Source organism: Pseudomonas sp. TE3910 (genome assembly GCF_056279025.1).
The window spans coordinates 3,271,856-3,289,519 of record NZ_JBWBQN010000001.1 but is presented as its reverse complement, the minus strand read 5'-3'; the positions used below and the strand labels follow the sequence as shown (position 1 = coordinate 3,289,519).

At 60.9% G+C, this 17,664-nt stretch carries 20 protein-coding genes; 10 read left to right on the top strand and 10 right to left on the bottom strand.

Annotated features, from left to right (window positions below; translation table 11 throughout):
* Positions 1-87: 87 nt before the first annotated feature.
* Positions 88-987, top strand: coding sequence for a response regulator (locus ACZ9H3_RS15080; protein ID WP_065758125.1), 900 nt, complete (start codon positions 88-90; stop codon positions 985-987).
* Between the two features lie 97 nt (positions 988-1,084).
* On the opposite strand, the gene ACZ9H3_RS15075 is transcribed toward ACZ9H3_RS15080, so the two are convergent.
* From ACZ9H3_RS15075 to phoB, 3 genes are all read right to left on the bottom strand, one after another.
* Positions 1,085-2,425 carry a hemolysin family protein gene (locus ACZ9H3_RS15075; protein WP_065758126.1) on the bottom strand — a complete coding sequence of 447 codons (1,341 nt, stop codon included), beginning with the start codon at positions 2,423-2,425 and terminating at the stop codon, positions 1,085-1,087.
* A gap of 115 nt (positions 2,426-2,540) precedes the next feature.
* Positions 2,541-3,815 (bottom strand): phosphate regulon sensor histidine kinase PhoR, encoded by a 1,275-nt coding sequence (gene phoR, locus ACZ9H3_RS15070; protein WP_256587647.1) that lies wholly within the window; start codon positions 3,813-3,815, stop codon positions 2,541-2,543.
* 97 nt (positions 3,816-3,912) lie between these two features.
* Positions 3,913-4,602 carry a phosphate regulon transcriptional regulator PhoB gene (phoB, locus tag ACZ9H3_RS15065; RefSeq protein WP_065758128.1) on the bottom strand — a complete coding sequence of 230 codons (690 nt, stop codon included), beginning with the start codon at positions 4,600-4,602 and terminating at the stop codon, positions 3,913-3,915.
* Between the two features lie 146 nt (positions 4,603-4,748).
* Here phoB and ACZ9H3_RS15060 point away from each other — a divergent pair, with 146 nt between their 5' ends.
* The gene (locus tag ACZ9H3_RS15060; protein WP_330522473.1) at positions 4,749-5,123 is read left to right on the top strand and encodes a COG4315 family predicted lipoprotein; all 375 of its coding nucleotides are present in this window, start codon (positions 4,749-4,751) and stop codon (positions 5,121-5,123) included.
* A 32-nt stretch (positions 5,124-5,155) separates the two neighbouring features.
* Here the strand turns inward: ACZ9H3_RS15060 and ubiA are convergent, their stop codons facing one another.
* The gene (gene ubiA, locus ACZ9H3_RS15055; RefSeq protein WP_065758130.1) at positions 5,156-6,046 is read right to left on the bottom strand and encodes a 4-hydroxybenzoate octaprenyltransferase; all 891 of its coding nucleotides are present in this window, start codon (positions 6,044-6,046) and stop codon (positions 5,156-5,158) included.
* On the bottom strand, positions 6,046-6,609 hold the full coding sequence (locus tag ACZ9H3_RS15050; protein WP_330522472.1) for a chorismate--pyruvate lyase family protein: 564 nt from the start codon (positions 6,607-6,609) through the stop codon (positions 6,046-6,048). Before ACZ9H3_RS15050 ends, ubiA begins: the two co-directional genes overlap by 1 nt.
* Positions 6,610-6,766: 157 nt before the next feature.
* On the opposite strand from ACZ9H3_RS15050, the gene ACZ9H3_RS15045 reads away from it, so the two are divergent.
* The 8 genes from ACZ9H3_RS15045 to ACZ9H3_RS15010 all read left to right on the top strand — a co-directional run bounded on the left by ACZ9H3_RS15045 (position 6,767) and on the right by ACZ9H3_RS15010 (position 11,904).
* Positions 6,767-6,934, top strand: coding sequence for a rubredoxin (locus tag ACZ9H3_RS15045; RefSeq protein ID WP_099776373.1), 168 nt, complete (start codon positions 6,767-6,769; stop codon positions 6,932-6,934).
* Positions 6,935-6,964: 30 nt separating this feature from the next.
* The gene (locus tag ACZ9H3_RS15040; protein WP_476221345.1) at positions 6,965-8,113 is read left to right on the top strand and encodes an NAD(P)/FAD-dependent oxidoreductase; all 1,149 of its coding nucleotides are present in this window, start codon (positions 6,965-6,967) and stop codon (positions 8,111-8,113) included.
* A gap of 188 nt (positions 8,114-8,301) precedes the next feature.
* Positions 8,302-8,577 (top strand): HU family DNA-binding protein, encoded by a 276-nt coding sequence (locus ACZ9H3_RS15035; RefSeq protein WP_065758133.1) that lies wholly within the window; start codon positions 8,302-8,304, stop codon positions 8,575-8,577.
* A 274-nt stretch (positions 8,578-8,851) separates the two neighbouring features.
* Positions 8,852-9,073, top strand: a complete 222-nt coding sequence (locus ACZ9H3_RS15030) for a hypothetical protein (protein ID WP_099776369.1) — start codon at positions 8,852-8,854, stop codon at positions 9,071-9,073.
* Complete coding sequence (locus ACZ9H3_RS15025) at positions 9,074-9,478, top strand: hypothetical protein (RefSeq protein ID WP_476221342.1); 405 nt, start codon at positions 9,074-9,076, stop codon at positions 9,476-9,478.
* Entirely contained in the window at positions 9,475-10,377 is a 903-nt protein-coding gene (locus tag ACZ9H3_RS15020) for a hypothetical protein (protein WP_476221340.1), read from the top strand. The genes ACZ9H3_RS15025 and ACZ9H3_RS15020 overlap by 4 nt, the downstream gene beginning before the upstream one ends.
* 23 nt (positions 10,378-10,400) lie before the next feature.
* On the top strand, positions 10,401-11,402 hold the full coding sequence (locus tag ACZ9H3_RS15015; RefSeq protein WP_476221338.1) for an SEL1-like repeat protein: 1,002 nt from the start codon (positions 10,401-10,403) through the stop codon (positions 11,400-11,402).
* 127 nt (positions 11,403-11,529) lie between these two features.
* Positions 11,530-11,904, top strand: coding sequence for a helicase (locus ACZ9H3_RS15010; protein WP_065758164.1), 375 nt, complete (start codon positions 11,530-11,532; stop codon positions 11,902-11,904).
* Positions 11,905-11,927: 23 nt separating this feature from the next.
* Here ACZ9H3_RS15010 and ACZ9H3_RS15005 read toward each other — a convergent pair whose 3' ends face one another.
* The 5 genes from ACZ9H3_RS15005 to exbD form a co-directional block, all read right to left on the bottom strand.
* Positions 11,928-13,328 carry an aminoacyl-tRNA deacylase and HDOD domain-containing protein gene (locus tag ACZ9H3_RS15005; protein WP_099776361.1) on the bottom strand — a complete coding sequence of 467 codons (1,401 nt, stop codon included), beginning with the start codon at positions 13,326-13,328 and terminating at the stop codon, positions 11,928-11,930.
* A gap of 78 nt (positions 13,329-13,406) precedes the next feature.
* Positions 13,407-15,482 carry an ATP-dependent DNA helicase RecG gene (gene recG, locus ACZ9H3_RS15000; RefSeq protein WP_065758135.1) on the bottom strand — a complete coding sequence of 692 codons (2,076 nt, stop codon included), beginning with the start codon at positions 15,480-15,482 and terminating at the stop codon, positions 13,407-13,409.
* Between the two features lie 6 nt (positions 15,483-15,488).
* Complete coding sequence (locus ACZ9H3_RS14995) at positions 15,489-16,409, bottom strand: hydrogen peroxide-inducible genes activator (protein WP_065758136.1); 921 nt, start codon at positions 16,407-16,409, stop codon at positions 15,489-15,491.
* A gap of 93 nt (positions 16,410-16,502) precedes the next feature.
* The gene (locus ACZ9H3_RS14990) at positions 16,503-17,240 is read right to left on the bottom strand and encodes an energy transducer TonB (protein WP_065758137.1); all 738 of its coding nucleotides are present in this window, start codon (positions 17,238-17,240) and stop codon (positions 16,503-16,505) included.
* The gene (gene exbD, locus ACZ9H3_RS14985) at positions 17,237-17,662 is read right to left on the bottom strand and encodes a TonB system transport protein ExbD (RefSeq protein WP_099776357.1); all 426 of its coding nucleotides are present in this window, start codon (positions 17,660-17,662) and stop codon (positions 17,237-17,239) included. Before exbD ends, ACZ9H3_RS14990 begins: the two co-directional genes overlap by 4 nt.
* Positions 17,663-17,664 lie beyond the last annotated feature (2 nt).

The window sequence follows — 17,664 nt, the reverse complement described above, 5'->3', positions numbered from 1 at the left end:
CGAACGCAAGAGAGTCCCGGCGTGACCCGTTTTTGGCAGATGGCCATCAGTCAGCGTTATGCTAGCCGGGGTTGAAAAGGAGTGGCGATGAGTAAAGTCAGTGTTTTGGTGGTGGATGATGCGCCCTTCATCCGCGATCTGGTAAAGAAATGCCTGCGCAATGCCTTTCCCGGCATCGTGACCGAAGATGCGGTCAACGGTCGCAAGGCTCAGGCAATCTTGTCCCGAGAGGCCTTTGACCTGGTGTTGTGCGACTGGGAAATGCCGGAAATGTCGGGTATTGAGCTGCTGACCTGGTGTCGCCAGCAGGAGTCGATGAAGGCGTTGCCCTTCATCATGGTGACCAGCCGTGGCGATAAAGAAAACGTTGTCCAGGCTATCCAGGCTGGCGTTTCGGACTTTATCGGCAAGCCGTTCACGAACGAGCAGTTGCTGACCAAGGTCAAGAAAGCCTTGTCCAAGGTGGGCAAGCTCGACGCACTGCTGTCCAGCGCGCCGACCCGCGCCAACTCCGCGTTTGCCAATGATTCGTTGAGCGCCCTGACCGGCGGCAAGGCCGAAACCGTCAAGCCGACGGCTGCACCCGCGGTTGCCCCAGCCAAGCCGCTGATCAATGCACCCACGCCACAGGCCAAAGCGGCAGCTCCGGCCGGTCGTGGTCAAGGCCAACTGCGCTTGCCAAGTGGTACTCAGCCCTGTGTGATCAAGGCCCTGAGCCTCAAGGAAGCCCTGATTGTGGTGCGCCGCAGTGAGACACTGCCGCAAGTGCTGGAAGGCGCGGTGCTCGACCTGGAGCAGGGCGAAAGTGCTGAAACCGCACGCTTGAACGGCTACCTGCATGCGGTAGCGGCCTTGGAGCCAAGGCCGGACAGCGACTGGTTGCAGATTACGTTCCGTTTCGTCGACCAGGACGCGCAGAAGCTCGACTACGTTTCGCGGCTGATTGCCCGGGGTACGGCGCAGAAGCACTTCACCCCCGGCGCCTGATCCGCCTCGTCGACGCCTGTAGGGCCTGCTGCATGCCCTACAGGTCAGTTCTACCAGGCCATCCTGCGGGTTACCCTGCCGGTAACCCGTAGTGCGGTCAGTCGAGCTTGAGAACCTTGGCCAGCACGATCTTCGGCCCTTTCATCTTTTTGATGATGATTCGCAGGCCTTCGACTTCCAGCACTTCTTCCTCTTCCGGTACCCGCTTGAGGGTCTCATAGACCAACCCGGCGAGCGTTTCGGCTTCGATGTGGTCCAGGTCAACGCCAAGCAGGCGTTCAACCTTGAACAACGGCGTATCGCCCCGCACCAGCAGTTTGCCCGGTTGGTAGGCGAGAATGCCGCGTTCGGCCTTGCGGTGCTCGTCCTGAATATCGCCGACCAGCACTTCCAGTACGTCTTCCATGGTCAGGTAGCCGATGACCTTGCCGTCGGCTTCCTCGACCAGGGCGAAGTGCGCACCGCCCTGGCGGAACTGCTCCAGCAGTTGCGACAGCGGCATATGCCGGGAAACGCGCTCCAGTGGTCGGGTCAGCTCGGCCAGGTTGAAGGACTCCGGAATATGATCCAGGTCGGCCAGTTCCAGCAGCAGGTCCTTGATATGCAGCAGGCCGATAAATTCACCACGCTCCGTGTCATAGACCGGGTAGCGGCTGAACTTGTGTCGGCGGAACATCGCCAGGATGTCCTTGAGGGGGGCGTTGGCTTCCAGGCTGACCATGTCTTCCCGGGAGTTTGCCCAGTCGACGACTTCCAGCTCACCCATCTCGACTGCCGAGGCCAATACGCGCATGCCTTGGTCGCTTGGGTCTTGCCCACGGCTTGAGTGCAGGATCAGCTTGAGTTCTTCACGGCTGTAGTGGTGCTCATGGTGTGGCCCAGGCTCGCCTTGGCCAGCGATCCGCAGGATGGCGTTGGCACTGGCGTTGAGCAGGTAGATCGCCGGGTACATCGTCCAGTAGAACAGGTACAGCGGCACGGCTGTCCACAGCGACAACAGCTCAGGCTTGCGAATGGCCCAGGATTTTGGCGCCAGCTCACCGACCACGATGTGCAGGTAGGAAATGACAAAGAAGGCGCTGAAGAACGAGACCGCCTTGATCACTTCTGGCGACTGCACGCCAACGGCGCCCAGCAGGGGTTCGAGCAGGTGAGCGAAAGCCGGCTCACCGACCCAGCCCAGGCCCAGCGAGGCGAGGGTGATGCCGAGTTGGCAGGCCGATAGGTAGGCGTCCAGCTGGCTGTGTACGGTGCGTAGGATGTGCCCGCGCCAGCCATTCTTATCAGCGATGGCCTCGACCCGGGTCGAGCGCAGCTTGACCATGGCGAACTCGGCGGCAACGAAGAAGCCGTTGAGCAGAACCAGTAGCAGCGCGAAGAGAATCATGCCGAAATCGGCGAAAAGTGAAGCGAGGCTAAAACCAGCGGAAGGGTCCATGATGGATTTTTAAGGGGTCCGTCTTCTGAAGAAATAGAGAGATGCTGCGCCGACTTCTGTCGGCGCAAGTGGGCCAATGTAGCGGCTGAAGGCGCAAATGCCTAGTGGCGCGCGTTCAGGAGGCGTTTTGCAGGGCCAGTTGTGTGGCCGCAAAATGGCAGGTAAAGGTGCTGCCGTGGCCCAGGACACTGCTGATCTCCAGGCGACCACGATGGCGCAGCAGCACATGCTTGACGATTGCCAGGCCCAGGCCGGTGCCGCCGGTATTGGAGGCACGGCTGGAGTCGACCCGGTAGAAGCGCTCAGTCAGGCGCGGTAGGTGCTTGGGGTCGATGCCGATCCCGGAGTCCTGCACGCTCAGGTGCGCACCCTGGCTATCGCTCCACCAGCGGATGCGGATCTGGCCGCCATCCGGGGTGTATTTCACGGCGTTGAAGATCAGGTTGGAAAAGGCGCTGCGCAGTTCTGCTTCGCTGCCTTTGAGGTACACGTCGCCTTCGGTTTCCAGCGTGATGTTCTGGTTGCGTTGCCCGGACAAGGCTTTGGCGTCAGCTTTGATCGACTGCAGCAGGGCATTGATCGCCACCGGTTGGTTGTCCGAGGGGTAGTCGGTGGCTTCCAGCTTGGCGAGCAGCAGCAGGTCGTTGAGCAGGGTTTGCATCCGCCCACCTTGCTGCTGCATCTGTTGCAGCGCCCGTACCCAGCGCGGGTTGACGTCTTCGACGTTGTCCAGCAGGGTTTCCAGGTAACCGGCGATTACCGTCAGCGGTGTGCGCAGTTCGTGGGACACGTTGGCGACGAAGTCCTTGCGCATCTGTTCAAGCTGATGAATGCGGGTGACATCGCGCACGAGCATCAAGTGCTCGTTGTTGCCGTAGCGGGTTATGTGCAGCTGCACGCGCAGGCGGTCATTGATCGGCGAGGGAATTTCCAAGGGTTCAAGGTAGTTCTCCTGTTCGAAGTACTCCTTGAAGCGAGGATGGCGAACCAGGTTGGTGACCGGTTGGCCGCTGTCCTGTGGGGTCTTGAGGCCCAGCAGGGTTTCTGCGGCACGGTTCCACCACTCCAGGTTACCGTCGCTGTCGAGCATGATCACCGCATCCTTCAGTGCGGCGGTCGACTCCTGAACGCGGTCGATGACCGCTTGCAGGCGTCCGCGAACGCGCTGATCGCGACGTTGCAGGTGATAGATGCTATCGAAAACCTCGCCCCACAGGCCGTAGCCATCGGGCGGCGCTTCGTCGACCTGATGCAGCCGCAGCCATTCGTGCAGGCGCAGGAGTTGCTTTAAGGTCCAGCCCAGATAGAGCCCCAGGCCCAGCGCCAGGCTCCATCCATAATAGCCGCTGACAAGGCCTGCCAGCAGGCAGACCGTGATCAACAGCAACATGTGGCGAATCAGTGTGCCATGCCAGTTCTGGTTCAATTAGCGGAACATCCTTTCCAGAGGCAGCTGCGCGCTGCAAGCCGATGCGCGCGTTGACGCTTCAGCTTTTAGTCGAAAAACGGTAGCCGGTGCCACGAACGGTTTGTACCAGATTCTCGTAGGCTTCACCCAGCGCTTTGCGCAGGCGACGAATATGCACATCGACGGTGCGCTCTTCAACGTAGACGTTTCCGCCCCAGACCTGATCAAGCAGCTGACCACGGGTGTAGGCGCGCTCCTGGTGGGTCATGAAGAACTGCAGCAAGCGGTATTCGGTCGGGCCCATTTCGGCAGGTTTGCCATCGATGGTTACGCGGTGGCTGATCGGATCGAGCAGCAACCCACCCACTTCGATGGGCGCTTCGCCGTCACTTGGGCCGGCGCGGCGCAACACGGCTTTGAGGCGTGCCACCAGCTCTCGTGGCGAGAACGGCTTGGTGATGTAGTCGTCAGCGCCGACTTCCAACCCCTGGATCTTGTTGTCTTCCTCACCCTTGGCAGTGAGCATGATGATCGGGATGTCGCCAGTCAGTTCATCGCGCTTCAGGCGTCGGGCCAGTTCGATGCCCGAGGTGCCAGGCAGCATCCAGTCGAGCAGGATCAGGTCGGGCTTGCGGTCGACGATGATGGCATGCGCCTGCTGCGAATTTTCTGCTTCAAGGCATTCATAGCCGGCCATTTCCAATGCAACGGCGATCATCTCGCGAATCGGCGCTTCGTCGTCGACGATTAGAATGTTTCTGCCAACCATGCTTTAACCTCTTACCATTCAGGTGTCTTGGCCCGCATTAGATAACGGAATTATTGCAGTCGTGTGACAGGTCGTGGGCGCTTGCAGCAACATTCTGTTACTGAGCTAGGCTTAAAGCTCACTCCCGAGAACAGAAGGTGGATCCAATGACACGACATACGCTGAACTGGATGGCGCTTTTCACGGTAGCGGCACTGGCCTTGCCGGGGGTGGCCTTGGCCGAATATGCCATGGAAAAGGACGGCATGCTTGTCGATGCACATGGCATGACCCTTTATACCTTTGACAAGGATATGGGGGGCAAGTCGATGTGCAGTGGTGAGTGTGCCAAGAACTGGCCGCCGCTGATGGTCAAGGCCGGCGAGAAAGCCGAGGGTGAATGGACGCAGATCAAGCGTGATGACGGTACGATGCAGTGGGCCTACGATGGCAAGCCGGTGTACACCTTTATCAATGACAAGAAAGCCGGCGATATGTATGGCGACGGTATGAAGGACGTCTGGCACGTGGCCAAACCCTGAGCGCCGCCCAAATGCTGACCGCCCAAGGGCGGTCAGCGTAGTGCGTAGTCGAGCACGATACCGATAAACACCAGCAGGCCGGCCCAGTGGTTGTGCAGGAAGGCCTTGAAGCATGACTCGCGATCCAGTTTGCGGGTCGACCAGTATTCCCAGGCAAAGCACAGTGCCGCTGCCACCAGCCCCAGGTGGAACCAGCCACCGAGGCCGAAACGATTGCCGGCCATCAGCAGGCAGGCCAGTGACAACCCCTGAAGCGTCACAATGATGAACCGATCGGCTTCGCCGAACAGGATGGCGGTGGACTTGACCCCGATTTTCAGGTCGTCATCACGGTCAACCATGGCGTAGTAGGTGTCGTAGCCTACGGTCCAGAGCAGGTTGGCAATGTACAGAAGCCAGGCAATGGCCGGCAGTTCACCGGTCTCGGCGGTGAAGGCCATGGGAATGCCCCATGAATAGGCTGCACCCAGAACTACCTGTGGGTAGTAGGTATAGCGCTTCATGAACGGGTAGCAGGATGCCAGCGCCACTGCGCCGAACGACAGCCAGACCGTGGTGGTATTGGTGCACAGCACCAGTGCGAAGCTTACGCCTACCAGCAGGGCGAACAACGTCAGGGCTTCGCGGCCGCTGATCTTGCCGCTGGCCAATGGCCGTTCGGCGGTGCGTTTGACATGGCCATCGACCTTGCGGTCGGCGAAGTCGTTGATCGCGCAGCCTGCTGCCCGCATCAGGACGACCCCGAGGGTGAAAATCAGCACGTTGGCCAGCGACGGCGAGCCCTTGCCCGCGATCCATATGGCAGACAAGGTCGGCCAGAGCAGCAGGTAGATGCCGATTGGCTTGTCCATCCGGCTCAGTTGGATGAAGTCCCAGGCACGGGGGTGCAGGCGATTGAGGGACTTGAGCAGGCTCAGGTACATCAGCAGTCCTCCTGACGGATATTCGCGGCGTGCCACAGCGCCGGTAGAAAAGTTTCAGCAACCAAAACGCTCAACGCGCCACGGTCGAAGCGAGAACGCCTTGCCCACAGTCGATCACAGGCAGCATCCGGCGGTAGCCAGGCCGAAGGGTAGCGGCATACTTCAATGGCCTGGCGGGTAAACCCGCGATCACAGAACAACAGTTCGCCGAGCGACCGACTGCCAAGGCTTTCCAGGTCCAGCCCATCCTCTTCCAGTGCACTGCGGGCCGCCACGCTGCGGGCGAACACCCAGGGCTGGTCTTGCCCGAGCAAGTACACCTCGCGTACCCAGCCTTCGCTGCCAGGTGCCAGCCCGAGTGCCTGGCACTCATCGTCGCGGAGCGTCTGCCAGCCTTCGCAAAGGGGTGTCACGCAGAATTGATCGGCGGATAATTGAGTCAGTCGACGGGTCAGGGAACCTTGGTCGAACAACCAGTCGAGGGTTGGCGCGTCGACAGAGGCGGTCGGCAGCGGCTGTGGCTGCCAGTACGGAGTAGGCGCTAGCGAAGTTTCGTACGGCACGGTAGGTATGCGGTTACAGGCCAGTGAGGTGGCGAGCTTAGCATGATTGCCCGTTCCGGCTTGCATCGTGGCGTCGCCCTCCAGTACAAAGCCTTCCTGATGGTCGCCACCGCACGTTGCAGAGCGACCACGCCAAGCCTGAGTAGGAACCTTAGCAATGAAAAAGTGGCAATGTGTGGTGTGTGGGCTGATTTACGACGAGGCCGAAGGCTGGCCGGATGACGGTATCGAGCCGGGTACCCGCTGGGAAGATGTGCCTGCAGACTGGTTGTGCCCGGACTGCGGCGTGGGCAAGACCGATTTCGAAATGATCGCCATCGGCTGATCGATTTTTTAACGTACAAGGAAGCACTTCATGACGGCTCCAGTGGTGATTGTCGGTACGGGTCTTGCGGGATACAACCTCGCCCGTGAGTTTCGCAAGCTCGACGGCGAGACGCCGTTGCTGCTGATCACCGCTGATGATGGGCGCTCCTATTCCAAGCCCATGCTGTCCACCGGTTTTGCCAAGCAGAAGGATGCTGATGGCCTGAGCATGGCCGAGCCTGGCGCCATGGCTGAACAGCTCAAGGCGGAAGTGCGCACGCACACCCGTATCAGTGGCATCGATCCAGGGCACAAGAGGGTGTGGATTGGCGAAGAGGCCGTGTCCTATCGCGACCTGATCCTGGCCTGGGGCGCGGAAACCGTGCGGGTATCGGTTGACGGCGATGCGAGCGAGGCGATTTTTCCGATCAACGATCTGGAAGACTACGCACGCTTTCGGGCTGCTGCCGCAGGCAAGCAGCGGGTGCTGATTCTCGGTGCCGGCCTGATCGGTTGCGAGTTCGCCAACGACCTGAGCAGTGGTGGTTATCAGGTCGAGCTGGTCGCGCCGTGCGAACAGGTCATGCCCACCCTGCTGCACCCGGCGGCGGCGCGTGCCGTGCAGGCTGGCCTGGAGGGGTTGGGTGTGCGCTTTCACCTTGGCCCAGTACTGACCCGTCTGCAGCGCGCAGCGGATGGCCTGGAAGCCCACCTGTCCGATGGCCGTGTGATCGCCTGCGACCTCGTGGTATCGGCGGTCGGGTTGCGCCCACGTATTGATCTGGCTGCGGCCGCGGGCCTGGTGGTGAACCGTGGCGTGGTGGTCGATCGTACATTGCGCACCTCGCATGCGAACATCTACGCGCTGGGCGACTGTGCCGAAGTGGATGGGCTCAACCTGCTCTATGTGATGCCATTGATGAGCTGTGCACGTGCCTTGGCCCAGACCCTCGCGGGCACGCTGACAACGGTTAGCTATGGGCCTATGCCGATCACGGTGAAAACACCGGTATGCCCGCTGGTGATTTCACCGCCGCCGCGTGGCAGCGAGGGGCAATGGCAGGTCGAAGGGCAGGGCGCTGACCTCAAGGTGCTGTGCCATGATGCCGATGGGAACCTGTTGGGCTACGCACTGACCGGTACTGCGGTGATGGAAAAACTGGCGCTGAACCGCCAGTTGCCCGCGCTGATGGCGTAAATGCCGGGCGTTTTGTCGGATTTACCTATCCTTTGCCAACACAAAGGTCGCTCAGAGACTGGCGCGGCTTTGGGCGGCGTGCCATTCTCACACCCGTCTGCCGCAGTTTAGAGCCTGCGGCCCCTTGGGCGCTGCTCCCTGGGAGCAGCACGGCATAACAACAAAAAATCCGTCAAAGAGGCTTCACTATGCGTAAACCAGAACTCGCCGCAGCTATTGCTGAAAAGGCTGACCTCACCAAAGAGCAGGCCAATCGCGTGCTCAACGCCGTACTCGAAGAGATCACCAGCGCCCTGCACCGCAAAGACAGTGTGACCCTGGTGGGTTTCGGCACCTTCCTGCAACGCCACCGTGGTGCCCGTACGGGCAAGAACCCGCAAACCGGCGAGCCGGTGAAGATCAAGGCCAGCAATACCGTCGCGTTCAAACCTGGCAAGTTCCTCAAGGACAGCGTCAACCCATGATGCCTCCTGGCAACTGATGCCATGAAAAACGGGTGCCCAGGCGGCGCCCGTTTTTATTTGCCTGCTCCCCGGCTTCTCACTAGCATACGTCGCCTCGGCCGATAGGGTGTATTGGCCGCAACGCGTTTCAGGGAAGAAGCGGCATACGCCTACTGCGTTATATCCCCACAAGACGACCCGCCTATGCGGTCGCTGCTTGCTGCGGGCCTGTCTGTATTCCCCCTGTTCTGCGCCGATTATTTTCCCCTGGCCTTGCCCATGGAGCATTGCGCGGATGTACGTTGATGACGACTACTTCAAGGGCTACCTGGCTGGGTTGGCCGATAGTGACTTGTTCGGTTCACTGGCGATTGCCTGCCTGATCGGCCTGCTGTGTGGCCTGAACCCGCGTTTGTGGCACAGGGCCTGGCTACGGGTGCTGATCCTTGGTTGCCTGGCAACCGTGGTGGCGCTGCACATTGTTGGCACCTACTACATGAACACTCGGGTGGCCTAGATGATTCGCTGGCTAAAGGTAGTGCTCATCTATGGTCTTGCCGGTTTTCTGTTCCTGTTGCTCAACGATTACGGCGTCACGCTGTACAAGCAGCGCTATGGTGGCTTCACCGCCAGAGGGGTGGCAGCGGGCAGCATTGTCTGGTTGGTGTTCTATACCCTGATCGTGTTCAGCACGGTGATTGCCTTGCTGCCTCGCTGGAAACTCAAGGTGTTACTCAACGCCGCGATGGTCGCACTGATTCTGTATTGGCTGTTGCCGGATCATCCGGTGCGGGCCGGGTTTTTCAGCTGCCTGGCCGGTGGTGTGACGTTACTGGCGATAGGCCTTGAGCAGGTGTTTGCCCGTCGTCGGCCATCGGTTGTCCGGCAAAACGTCGATGTGTCAGGGCAGGTGAACACGTGAAGTCTATTGGCCTAAGCCTGCTATGGGCTCTGTTGCCGCTTCTGGCGCAGGCCGAGACACGGCAGTTTCAACTGACACCCAGCTTCAAGGGCGCCACTCAGGTGCAGTTCGAGCGCCTGGCGAGCGACACGGGCACGGGGTGGCAAGGTCAGTTGCAAGGCGCCGAGGGGTTTACTGAAGCGCTGCCAGACAAGTGCCTGCCTGAGCGAGGCAACCCAGAGGTTGTCGATGCCTATACGGTCGACAGCACCAAGCCCTACCTGGTGGTGCTCTGTCGGTGGCCGGTTGATCATTCAGGCTTTGACACCTACGCGATCAAGGGCTGGGAGTACCGCGCCTTCGTATACATCTGGATAGTGGATGCACTGGTCAAGGATGAGGCGGCTTCGCAGGTGTTGTCCGGGTATGAGGGCAATATGGCCATCTACTGGATCAACTACCACTGGTACATCAGCCGACCCTTGGCAACGCAGAAGCTCAAAGAGCGGGTGCAAGGCCGTGAGCGGGACTCGCTGAAGCTGGCGCACAGGATTGTCCTTGAGCGCTTGAAGGCCAAGGACACCGAAGCGGTCAGTAGTTACCTGAGCCTCAGGGTCGCGCAGTTGCTGCGTGATGAACCCCTGACGGTAAGTAACGCACCGCTGTACAACGATCTCGGTTACGCCCTTCAAGAGGCGAGTTGGCAGGCGTCGGCGTATGAGCTGTTCAGCAAGGTCGAGCGCGTGGTGCCTGAGCGCGTGGTGTTGAAACTGAACATCGCCGATGCCCTGTGGGGCTTGTACAAGCCAAGCCAGGCAGCGGGTTACTACACCGCCTACATTGCGGCCATGCAGGCCGCTGGCAAGGAACGGCTGATTCCCGCACGCGCTCTGGAGCGCAGTCGCGGTAATACGCGCTAATCAACCAGGACGATTCAGCTCCCATGACATCCGCTAACTTCATTACTGCATCGTTCCTGGCCATGTTGTGGCTGTGCGCGTTCCCTATCACTGCCGTGGCCGCCCCTGCGGTATGTGCGGCCACGGATTTCACGGCGTTTCTCCGGGCCTTTTCCCAAACGATCGACGTGCAGCGCCAGGCCAGTGCCGGGCGCGTTTTCAGCACGACGCTAGAGGTCGTCGGCGACTCCGCACAACCCAGCGTCCGCGTGTTGCAGGGCGATCAGTTGGCGTTGCCGTTGATGTCGGCCATTACCGATACAGGCATGGCGGGGGTGGAGGTACAACGGATCGACGCCCGTCATGTTCGGGTAGACGACAAGCGGGCAGGCAACGAGGCGATCAAGGCCTACCTGTTTGAGTACGCAGCGTGTTGGACGCTGGTGGCAATGGAGGACTGGTCGGTAGATGAAAGCCGTTTGGCAGTCAGCGGGATGCCGAACATGAGCCGTGTTGAAGAGATCTGCTACCTCAAGAGTGGAATTTTTCAGGGGCTGGGTGGTGTCGAGCGTTATCCACCGACCACCGAGTTCTTTGAAGCGGCACTGCAGAACAAGCTCTGCGCAGCGGCCTCGGGCAATCCACAGGCCAGCCTGGAGGCCGTCAGCCTCGGCTTTTCCGGCATGGCGCCGGCCCTGAGTGCAGAGGTCAGCGAGAAACTGCTGAGCCGCGCGGCGGAAACCCTGCCGGTGGCCGCCGCGTTGCTGGCACAGTTCTACTGCAATGGCACTGACGATACCCGTGACGGGCCGTGCCTGGACCCGGCGAGGGCCGAGGCAATGTTGATCAAGTCGGTAAAAATGGGTGGCTGGGAGACTTTGCCGATTCTTGCCAACCACTATGAGCAAGGCGACTTGCAAGGACGTGACCTGTCGCGTGCTTTGGCGTGCTACCGACTGGCTCAGGAAAAGGGCGTCGAGAGCGCTGACGCCAGCGTGCAACGCCTGACCGACCAAGGTGCCGTGGCAGGGGCGGCGTGTTATTGAAACACCCCGTTTTGGCGGCTTTCAGGACAAATGCCGGGCGCCTTTGTGAAAAGCTGGAAGGCGTATGGTGTTTTCGCAGCGAGACTATAAACTGCTTCGCCAGTCACTTTTTAGCCGAGGCGTGCACATGAAGTTTCGCTTTCTTCTCTGGGCTCTGGGATTGCTCATGGCCAAGGCCAGTCGCAACAACCCGGCGTTCCAGCAGCAACTGACCGACAAGAACCTGGTGTTTCAACTGCAGACCCTGGACGGCAAGGTCGCTCGGCATTTCATCGTCAAGGACCTTCGCGTCAGCAGCAAGGCCGGTACCCATCCGCAGCCGGCGTTTGCGATAGCCTTCAAGGATGCGGCCTACGGCTTCGCTACGTTGCAGGCCAAGAACAAGCAGTTGGCGTTCATGCAGGGGATTCAGGACAAGAGCATTCAGATCAAGGGTAACCCTGCCCTGGTGGTCTGGTTCCAAGGCCTGACCAAGTTCCTGAAACCGAAAAAGCAGGCCTGACCGCCGAGGGCCAGGCCATGTGGTCAGTTCTGGTTGAACTGTGAGGCCAGTTCGCGCAACAGCGACTCGGCTTCAAGTACCTTGTTGACCACATCTTCGGCTTTGCTGCGGCTCATGCCCAGGCGCTCAAGCAACTCATCCGGGATGCTTTCTTCCGGCCCTGAGCCGATGCCGCGGGCGCGCAGCAGGCGAACGGCCAGGCAAACCAGGTTGGGGAATGCAGCGTGGTCACCGTCGTAATGTGGGTCATGCTGGAAGCGCAAGGCCGTGGCCAGTTCGTCCGGCAAGTCCCAGAAACGCATCAGCCAGGCGCCGATCTGTTCGCGGCTGATGCCCAGCAGATGCTTCTCGACATAGCTGTGACACAGGTGCGGGTTGACCTCCAGATGCCGGCAGATCAGTGAGAAATGCGGCGGGAACACATGCGCCAGCAGCAGATAGCCAAAGTTGTGCAGTAGCCCGGCGAGGTAAGTCAGCCCAGCCTCCGGCCGCTCGGCACGAGGCATGGCGCGGGTCAGGCCTTCGATAACGGCTGCGGTGTAGATCGATTGCTGCCAGTACGGTGTGGTCTGTTGTGGGTGATCTTTGGGCAGGCTGAGGGTTTTGCCCAGGGCCAGACCGAGTGCCAGGTTGATCACCAGGTCGAAGCCCAGCACGCGGACGATCGCGTCTTCCACCGAGCGAATCTTGCCCGGTGAAGCGTAGTACGGTGATCCTGCCCAACTGACTACCTGAGCAGCCAATGCCGGATCGGTTTCCACTACGCCGGTGATGTCGTCGATGGTGGCGTTGGGATCGACCCGCAACTTGATGATCTTCTGCGCCGTTTCTGCCAGCGGTGGAATCTCGATGGTCGATTCCAGGCGCTGCTGGATGCGCCGTGCGGTGAAGGCATGGACAGCCTGGGTGATCTCTTCGCGGTCATCATCCGGGCGGTCGAGGTTGGGCTGAATACTGCTCAGCAGTTCGCCGAAGCGCCCGGCACTGGCCTTGCTGAGCATTCTCTTGAACGTGTCACGTTCAATTTCCAGCAGCACGCCGGCTTCACCTGAATGAATCAGCAGGCTCGGCACGTCCAGCAAGCTTTCTTCGTACAGGCAGGGCGAACTGGTAAGGGCCGGAATGCCCGGCAGAATCTTCAGGCCGTGCTTGGCCAGCATCTGCTCCAGGCGTTTCAACGGCACGGCGGCAAGATCACGCCCGGTCAGTTCGGTAAGGCGCTTGAGGTCCAGTAGCTGGTTCTGCGGAAACAACACCATCAGCGCACCGACTGCATCGTCGAGCAATACAGCCTGCACCCGACGCTCGGGCGGCAGCTGTGGGTGCTCGGTCACTTCACGGTAGGCGATATCCAGTTTGTCGAGCAGCAACCGGATAACAGACGGGGCTTGGGGGGTTGCGGCGTCCAGTGCAACTTCAGTCATGGTCTGTATCCAAATTCTTTACAGTCGCGAGAGTATAACCAGCTTGCACCGTGAGCTGGATCGATTCCGTCGGGCGGATTACACCTGGCCATACTGCTGGCCATGGCGCAGCCAGCGTTCGAGCAGCGGGCTGACATGTGTTGGCCAACGAGCCAATAGTGCCTGCGCCGCATCGCGCACAGCAGGCAGCAGGTCGGCGTCACGCATCAGGTCGGCGACCTTGAACTGCAGCAGGCCGGTCTGACGGGTACCCAGCATCTCGCCAGGACCGCGCAGCTCAAGGTCTTTTTCGGCGATGACGAACCCGTCGTTGGTTTCCCGCATGATTCCCAGGCGTTCGCGGCCGATCTGCGACAACGGCGGATGGTAGAGCAGCACACAGTGGCTGACGGCACTGCCACGGCCCACGCGCCCGCGCAACTGGTGCAATTGGGCCAGGCCAAGGCGTTCGGGGTTCTCGATGATCATCAGGCTGGCGTTGGGGACGTCTACGCCGACTTCGATGACCGTCGTCGCCACCAGCAGTTGCAGACGGCCTTCCTTGAATTCGGCCATGACGGCGGCCTTCTCCGCAGGTTTCATGCGCCCGTGAATCAGGCCTACGCGCAATTCGCCCAAGGCGCTGCTGAGTTCTTCAAAGGTGGTTTCGGCGGCCTGGCAGGTCAGCTCCTCGGATTCTTCGATCAGGGTGCAGACCCAGTAGGCTTGACGGCCTTCAGCGCAGGCGGCGCGTACGCGCTCGACCACTTCAAGGCGGCGGCTGTCGACCACCAGTACGGTGTTGACCGGGGTACGTCCAGGCGGCAGCTCGTCGAGGATCGAGGTGTCCAGGTCGGCATACGCGCTCATGGCCAGGGTGCGTGGAATGGGTGTTGCGGTCATGATCAATTGATGGGGGCAGAGCCGGCCACCCACGCCTTTCTGGCGCAAGGCCAAGCGCTGCTGGACACCGAAGCGGTGCTGTTCGTCGATGATCACCAGCGCCAGGTTGTGGAACTTTACTTCGTCCTGGAACAGGGCGTGGGTACCGACCACCATCGGTGCGCCGCCTGCGATCTGCTCCAGGGCCGAAGCGCGTGCCTTGCCTTTGAGCTTGCCCGCCAGCCAGGCGACTTCGATGCCCAGCGGCTCCAGCCAGCGCTTGAAGGTAATGAAGTGCTGCTCTGCCAGAATCTCGGTCGGCGCCATCAGTGCCACTTGGTAGCCGGCCTCCAAGGCCTGCAGGGCGGCGAGCGCAGCAACAACGGTCTTGCCAGCGCCGACGTCCCCCTGAACAAGCCGCAGCATTGGCTCGGGTTGGCTCAGGTCGTAGGCAATCTCGTTGCCGACCCGCTGTTGGGCGCCGGTGGGAGCAAAGCCCAGGTTGGCCAGGTATTGCTGTGGCAGTCGGCTGGCCTTGGGCAGCGCGGGAGCCCGTTGGGCCCTGAGGCTTTCGCGCAGGCGCTGCTGGGATAGCTGATGGGTCAACAGCTCTTCAAAGGCCAGGCGGTGCTGAGCCCAGTGCTGGCCCAGGGCGAGTTCGTCGACGTCGGCATCGGCGGGAGGGTGATGCAGGTAGCGGATCGCATCGTCCAGCGGTGCCAGTTGGTAGTCGCGGGCCAGTTCCTCGGGCAACCAGTCGGGCAGGCTGCGCGGGCCAAGCATCGCCAGGCTCTGTTGGCAGAGCTGGCGCAGACGCTGTTGGGTCAGACCTTCGGTGGTGGGGTAGATCGGTGTCAGGGTCTGTTCCACCGGTGCCGGTTCATCGCCTGTAAGGGCGCGGTACTCCGGGTGGTAGATCTCCAGCCCCGATGCGCCCGGACGAGCCTCGCCGTAGCAGCGCAGGTGCGTTCCGCGCTTGAGGCCTTCCTTCTGCGCATTGCTGAAATGATAGAAGCGCAGGCTCAGCACGCCACTGCCGTCGCCCAGACGCACCAGCAGGCTGCGGCGTTTGCCCATGACCACGTCGGCACCGCTGACCACCCCCTCGATCACGGCGTCCTGGCCAGGGCGCAAGGCCCCGATCGGGACGACCCGGGTGCGATCCTGATAGCGCAGTGGCAGGTGGAAGAGCACATCCTGAAGGTTTTCCAGACCGACCTTGGCGAGCTTTTCCGCCATGGCTTCGCCTACGCCCTTCAGCGCAGTGACCGATACCTTGGACAACTCGGTCATGGCTGCTTACTGGCTGACGGGTGGCTTGGCCACCGAGCACAGGCGGATCGAGTCGGCGAGGATCTCGATAGCCTTTGGCCGCGGGAAGCTCGCACGCCAGGCAATGGCCACGGTGCGAAACGGCGCTGGCGGGCTCAACGGGCGAACTTCAATGATGCCGGGTGCATAGTGATGACTGTGGACCGCCGACAGTGGCAGCACCGAGACACCGAGGCCGGAGGCGACCATATGACGGATGGTTTCCAGCGAGCTGGACTCGACCGTGGTGTGCTTGGCCGCATCGCTGCCCTTGTTCAGGGTGGGACAGGCTTCCAGTACCTGGTCTCGGAAGCAGTGACCTTCGCCCAGCAACAGCAGGCTCTTGTCGTTGAGCAGGCTGGCATCGATGGTTTGCTTCTGCGTCCAGGGGTGCTCGCTGGGCATCAGTACGTAGAACGGTTCGTCGTACAGCGGCAGGGTCAGCACATCGGCTTCATTGAACGGCAGGGCAACGATCACCGCATCCAGTTCGCCATTGCGCAGCTTGTCGCGCAGCACGTGAGTGAAGTTTTCTTCAATGTACAACGGCATCTGCGGGGCGACCCGGTGCAGTTGCGGAATCAGGTGCGGAAACAGGTAGGGGCCGACGGTGTAGATGGCGCCGACCTTCAGCGGTGCAGTCAGCTGATTTTTGCCTGCCTGGGCCAGCTCGCGGATGCCTTGAGCCTGCTCCAGTACTTTCTGGGCTTGCGCGACGATGCTTTCACCCACCGGCGTGAGGCGCACGGCGCTCTTGCTGCGCTCGAAAATCAGTACGCCAAGCTCGTCCTCCAGCTTTTTCACGCCCACCGACAGGGTCGGTTGGCTGACATGGCAGCGTTCGGCGGCGTGGCCGAAGTGCTGCTCCTGAGCGAGGGTGACGATGTAGCGTAATTCTGTAAGGGTCATAACGTGCGTCCAAGAAGTTGCGGCCCCAGCATAGCGGCTGCACTCGATAGACGCACGTTATCAGACTTGCCTGTTTATGACAGGATTACCCGTTCAGCGTCTGTCCAGCGAGTAAACGAATGGGGCAACCACTTCGATACTGCCATTGTTGAGAAGCTCTTTTGGCGGCGCGGGTACCGGTTGAGCCTTGCGGATCATGTCCAGCGTCGCACGGTCCAGCGCTGCACTGCCCGAACCAGCGGCCAGGGAGTAGGACAGAATCCTTCCTTCGCCATCGACCACGAAACGTAGCCGGTTGATGCCTTGCAGCCCACGTCGACGCGCGTCTTCCGGGTAGCGCTTGTACTTGCCCAGATGGCGCAACAGGTCGCTTTGCCACGTGGGCAGGGCGTTGCTGTTGCTCGCGATGCTCGGCTTGGGCGCGGCGGATTGCTGCGCGGGCGCGGTGCTTGGCGGTGTATCGACGGCTTTCTCTTCTGCCGGCTTTTGCTCCACAGGCTCCGGCTTTTTCTCCGGTTTCGGTGGTTGTGGCTTCGCCTTTGGCTTGTCCGGTTTTGGTACGGCGATCTTCGGCTTTGGCGCCTCGGCCAGTTTCGGCATTGGCGGGGCTTCGACCGGTGCCGGTGGCTGTGGCGGTGTCACGACCTTGGGCGGAGGCGGTGGTGCCGGCTCCGGCATCGGGGCCATTGCAACCATCATTGCTGCCGGTGGCAGCTCAATGGCCTGAGGCACCGACCAGTTGAGCATCAGCAGGACGGCAACGGCATGCACCGCCAGCACAATCGCCAGGCTACCGCCGTAACGCGTCAGTTTATGCCGCGTCTTGATCATTTCTTGGCTGCCGTCTCAAGTCCGACCAGGCCGACCTTCAGGTAGCCGGCCGCCCGCAGGGCATTCATCACCTCCATCAGGTCTCCGTAGTCGACGCCTTTGTCGGCCTGGAAGAAGATGGTGGTGTCCTTGTCGCCTTTGGTCTTGGCGTCGAGTACAGCGCCGAGTTGCTCACGCTGAACCTGCTCGTCGCCGACATACAGGTTTTGATCGGCCTTCACGCTGAGGAAGACCGGCTTCTCAGGCCGCGGTGCCGGCTTGGCCGTGGAGGCGGGCAAATCGACCTTGATATCGACGGTGGCCAGGGGCGCTGCGACCATGAAGATGATCAGCAGCACCAGCATCACGTCGATGAACGGCGTGACGTTGATTTCGTGGTTTTCGGCGAGATCGTCGCCGCCCTCGTTAAGATGCAGGCCCATCG

Bases quoted from the DNA above. Each gene is read 5' to 3' on its own strand.
- ACZ9H3_RS15030 (WP_099776369.1), top strand. From the start codon at position 8,852: ATGTACGTTGATGACGACTACTTCAAGGGCTACCTGGCTGGGTTGGCC.
- exbD (WP_099776357.1), bottom strand. From the start codon at position 17,662: ATGGGCCTGCATCTTAACGAGGGCGGCGACGATCTCGCCGAAAACCAC.
- ACZ9H3_RS14995 (WP_065758136.1), bottom strand. From the start codon at position 16,409: ATGACCCTTACAGAATTACGCTACATCGTCACCCTCGCTCAGGAGCAG.
- phoB (WP_065758128.1), bottom strand. From the start codon at position 4,602: ATGGTTGGCAGAAACATTCTAATCGTCGACGACGAAGCGCCGATTCGC.
- ACZ9H3_RS15075 (WP_065758126.1), bottom strand. From the start codon at position 2,425: ATGGACCCTTCCGCTGGTTTTAGCCTCGCTTCACTTTTCGCCGATTTC.
- ACZ9H3_RS15010 (WP_065758164.1), top strand. From the start codon at position 11,530: ATGAAGTTTCGCTTTCTTCTCTGGGCTCTGGGATTGCTCATGGCCAAG.
- ACZ9H3_RS15025 (WP_476221342.1), top strand. From the start codon at position 9,074: ATGATTCGCTGGCTAAAGGTAGTGCTCATCTATGGTCTTGCCGGTTTT.
- recG (WP_065758135.1), bottom strand. From the start codon at position 15,482: ATGACCGAGTTGTCCAAGGTATCGGTCACTGCGCTGAAGGGCGTAGGC.
- ACZ9H3_RS15040 (WP_476221345.1), top strand. From the start codon at position 6,965: ATGACGGCTCCAGTGGTGATTGTCGGTACGGGTCTTGCGGGATACAAC.
- ACZ9H3_RS15045 (WP_099776373.1), top strand. From the start codon at position 6,767: ATGAAAAAGTGGCAATGTGTGGTGTGTGGGCTGATTTACGACGAGGCC.
- ACZ9H3_RS14990 (WP_065758137.1), bottom strand. From the start codon at position 17,240: ATGATCAAGACGCGGCATAAACTGACGCGTTACGGCGGTAGCCTGGCG.
- phoR (WP_256587647.1), bottom strand. From the start codon at position 3,815: ATGTTGCTGTTGATCACGGTCTGCCTGCTGGCAGGCCTTGTCAGCGGC.
- ubiA (WP_065758130.1), bottom strand. From the start codon at position 6,046: ATGTACCTGAGCCTGCTCAAGTCCCTCAATCGCCTGCACCCCCGTGCC.
- ACZ9H3_RS15060 (WP_330522473.1), top strand. From the start codon at position 4,749: ATGACACGACATACGCTGAACTGGATGGCGCTTTTCACGGTAGCGGCA.
- ACZ9H3_RS15015 (WP_476221338.1), top strand. From the start codon at position 10,401: ATGACATCCGCTAACTTCATTACTGCATCGTTCCTGGCCATGTTGTGG.
- ACZ9H3_RS15080 (WP_065758125.1), top strand. From the start codon at position 88: ATGAGTAAAGTCAGTGTTTTGGTGGTGGATGATGCGCCCTTCATCCGC.
- ACZ9H3_RS15005 (WP_099776361.1), bottom strand. From the start codon at position 13,328: ATGACTGAAGTTGCACTGGACGCCGCAACCCCCCAAGCCCCGTCTGTT.
- ACZ9H3_RS15035 (WP_065758133.1), top strand. From the start codon at position 8,302: ATGCGTAAACCAGAACTCGCCGCAGCTATTGCTGAAAAGGCTGACCTC.